The organism is Bacillus sp. LL01 (genome assembly GCF_001037965.1).
This window is the reverse complement of record NZ_LFEL01000279.1, coordinates 1-3,075: the sequence shown is the minus strand read 5'-3', so window position 1 is coordinate 3,075 and position 3,075 is coordinate 1. Positions and strand designations below refer to the sequence as shown.

Here is a 3,075-nt window from a genome sequence, read left to right as displayed (position 1 = left end):
GTATATTCAGCTCGCTATGCAGGATTGACAAAAAGCGATACTGCCAATAATGAAAAAGTATTAAAAGAAATGCAAGACATTCCGAGTGAAGATCGAACAGCTCGTTTTGTATGTGCAATTGCTGTAGCCTCGCCACAAGAAAACACCTTTATCGTTGAGGGCACATGCGAAGGAGTGATTGCACGTGAGCCGGTTGGCACGAACGGATTTGGCTATGATCCTATTATGTTTCTCCCTGCAATCGATAAAACGATGGCGCAACTAACAGCAAATGAAAAAAATGGGATCAGCCACCGTGCGAAAGCATTACAACAACTAATAAGTAAGTGGAAATAGATAGAATAAAGGATAGGAGAGGATTTACATGAAGCTTCTCATTATGAGTGATAGCCATGGTTRGGGCGAAGAGATCGTTCAATTAGTGAAGCGACATCAGCATGAAGTAGATGCAATGATCCATTGTGGGGATTCCGAGTTACAAGTGGATGCAAGCGAATTAGAGGGAATCAAAATGGTTAAAGGTAATTGCGATTTTGGCGCAGATTTTCCTGAAGACTTAATTGAGACCTTTGGTTCTTTTGTTGTCTATGCTACTCATGGACATCTTTATAATGTGAAAATGACTCATGTGCCCCTTAGCTACCGTGCAGAAGAGGTAGGGGCTAACCTTGTCTGTTTTGGACACTCCCATGTGGCAACAAGCTTTAAGGAGCAGGGGATTGTCTTTATCAATCCTGGTAGCTTCCGTCTACCTAGAAGCCCTAAAGAGCAAACGTATGTCATCTGTGAAGTAACGGACTCTACTATACATGTGCGCTTTTATGAAAGAGAAAGTGCAGAAGAATTGCATACTCTTTCAGAAAATTATTCGAGGTAACAGAGATCTAGTTTTGAAAAGAAGGTAGTATGCGCATAACTCTGCCTTCTTTTTAAAAAGATAGTTATCAAAAAAATGATAATTGTTATTGACACATTTAAAAATATTAGGTATAGTTATAAGCGTCGTCAKGTACTTAATTGTTAGACGAACACATAATGATTATTCCATGCGGGTGTAGTTTAGTGGTAAAACCTCAGCCTTCCAAGCTGATGATGTGAGTTCGATTCTCATCACCCGCTTTGTCCCAGTAGCTCAGCAGGATAGAGCAACGGCCTTCTAAGCCGTCGGTCGGGAGTTCGAATCTCTCCTGGGACGCCATTCCTATATTACATACGTAACGTCTCCGTTTAATTAAACGGAGACGTTTTTTGTTGGTCTTGCTTGTTGTTTGATTTCTCTTAAATAGTCGTGTGTATCAACCAAGATTTTATCATCTTCATAGAACAACACACTCCACCCTTTTTTCCTCATAGAACGACTAAGCTTCTTTTCATCTACATTTTTCGTCTTTTCAATGAGTGCCAGTCGATAAGGAACTAAAGCCATATTGATTGTGAAGCCTCCAACCTCATAGCGAGGGGTGGGATAATAACCTAACTCTCGTAACTTTTCATAAAGGACCTTTTCAGCTTGTGTTCGGCAATTGGCTTCATTTTCTGTTACTAAAACTAATAATGCTTTTCGTTTTTGTCTAAGACGAACAAAAGGAAAGCGTTTAGATAAGTAAACCAAGCGGAACAGTTGCTTTAGTTGTTTCATCTTCATCACCCAGTTATATCTTTTCCGTATTTGCTCGATTCTATGAATAAAAAGGAAAAGATTTTAAAATGAGCTAAACGTAGGCTAGGTAAAAGTGTAAGCGTATTCAATAGTTCGGACAAATCAAAATTGTCAAATTATTTTACGGAAAGTGGTTGACCACTTCCCAAAATGGGCGTATTATAAACCTCAAATAACCATCACAGAGAAAAACAAATGTCCGCTCAGAAAAGATACATTCATGGATTTCTTCTCATTGATTATTGGAGAAGGAAACCGGGTTGGAGACATTGAGGAGAGTGAGCATCATGAGTGAACAGTGGATTTACTTAAATGGACAATTTGTTTTGAAACAAGAAGCGAAAGTGTCTGTTTATGATCATGGGTTTCTATATGGTGACGGTGTTTTTGAAGGCATTCGAGTTTATGATGGAAATGTCTTTAGATTAGACGAACACCTTGATCGCTTATATTATTCAGCTAAATCAATCATGTTAGAAATACCACACACAAAAAAAGAGATGACAGATATCGTCGTTCAAACATTACAAAAAAACCAACTAAAGAATGCATATATTCGTTTAGTGATTTCAAGAGGAGTTGGAAATTTAGGACTTGACCCAGCATCTTGTGCAACTCCACAAGTTATTGTAATTGCTGAAGAGTTAGCGTTATTTCCAAAAGAACTCTACAAGACAGGACTTGAAATTGTCACGGTAGCAACAAGAAGAAATCGACCAGATGTGCTCAGTCCTAAAGTTAAATCACTGAATTATTTGAATAACATCCTTGTAAAAATAGAAGCAAGTCTTGCAGGAGTAAGCGAAGCGTTGATGTTAAACGATCAAGGGTATGTCGCTGAAGGATCTGCAGATAATGTCTTTATTGTTAAAGGAAATAAAATCTTAACACCTCCTGGTTACATTGGTGCATTAGAAGGGATTACTCGAAACGCCATTATAGAGCTAGCTGATGAGCTAGGTTATGATATGAGAGAAGAGCCATTTACAAGACATGATGTATATGTTGCTGATGAAGTATTCTTAACAGGTACAGCAGCTGAAGTCATTGCCKTTGTAAAAGTAGATGGCAGAGTCATTGGTGAGGGAACGCCAGGAAAAGAAACAAATCGCTTACTCGAAGCATTTCGTAAGCGAGTCGTAGAAGATGGAGAAAAAGTATATCCTGAATCAACTCAAGTAGAGGTTAGCTGAGACTAGAATAGATATAGATAGATGAAGTTGAGCGGAGTGGAGTAGCAAGGATGTTAGGGGCGATAATATGAGAAGTGACATGATAAAAAAAGGCATCGATCGCGCACCACACAGAAGTCTACTAAGAGCTGCAGGTGTTCGTGAGGATGAAATGGATAAGCCGTTTATCGGAGTATGTAATTCATATATTGATATTATTCCAGGCCATATGCACCTCAATAA

Annotated in this window: 5 protein-coding genes and 2 tRNA genes; 6 read left to right on the top strand and 1 reads right to left on the bottom strand. The window is 38.8% G+C overall.

Annotated elements, in window-relative coordinates; all coding sequences use genetic code 11:
• The 4 genes from AB685_RS29405 to AB685_RS29390 all read left to right on the top strand — a co-directional run.
• Window positions 1-336, top strand: a 336-nt coding sequence (locus tag AB685_RS29405; RefSeq protein WP_047974157.1) for a non-canonical purine NTP pyrophosphatase, incomplete at its 5' end; no start/stop codon positions are given.
• A gap of 28 nt (window positions 337-364) precedes the next feature.
• Window positions 365-877 carry a metallophosphoesterase gene (locus tag AB685_RS29400; RefSeq protein WP_047974156.1) on the top strand — a complete coding sequence of 171 codons (513 nt, stop codon included), beginning with the start codon at window positions 365-367 and terminating at the stop codon, window positions 875-877.
• A 171-nt stretch (window positions 878-1,048) separates the two neighbouring features.
• Window positions 1,049-1,119 (top strand) — tRNA-Gly (locus tag AB685_RS29395).
• Between the two features lie 2 nt (window positions 1,120-1,121).
• A tRNA-Arg gene (locus tag AB685_RS29390) sits at window positions 1,122-1,198 on the top strand.
• A gap of 33 nt (window positions 1,199-1,231) precedes the next feature.
• Here the strand turns inward: AB685_RS29390 and AB685_RS29385 are convergent.
• Entirely contained in the window at window positions 1,232-1,645 is a 414-nt protein-coding gene (locus tag AB685_RS29385; protein WP_241773420.1) for a hypothetical protein, read from the bottom strand.
• A gap of 302 nt (window positions 1,646-1,947) precedes the next feature.
• Here AB685_RS29385 and ilvE point away from each other — a divergent pair, with 302 nt between their 5' ends.
• On the top strand, window positions 1,948-2,853 hold the full coding sequence (ilvE, locus tag AB685_RS29380) for a branched-chain-amino-acid transaminase (RefSeq protein ID WP_047974154.1): 906 nt from the start codon (window positions 1,948-1,950) through the stop codon (window positions 2,851-2,853).
• A gap of 67 nt (window positions 2,854-2,920) precedes the next feature.
• Window positions 2,921-3,075, top strand: a 155-nt coding sequence (locus AB685_RS32300; protein ID WP_241773421.1) for a hypothetical protein, incomplete at its 3' end; no start/stop codon positions are given.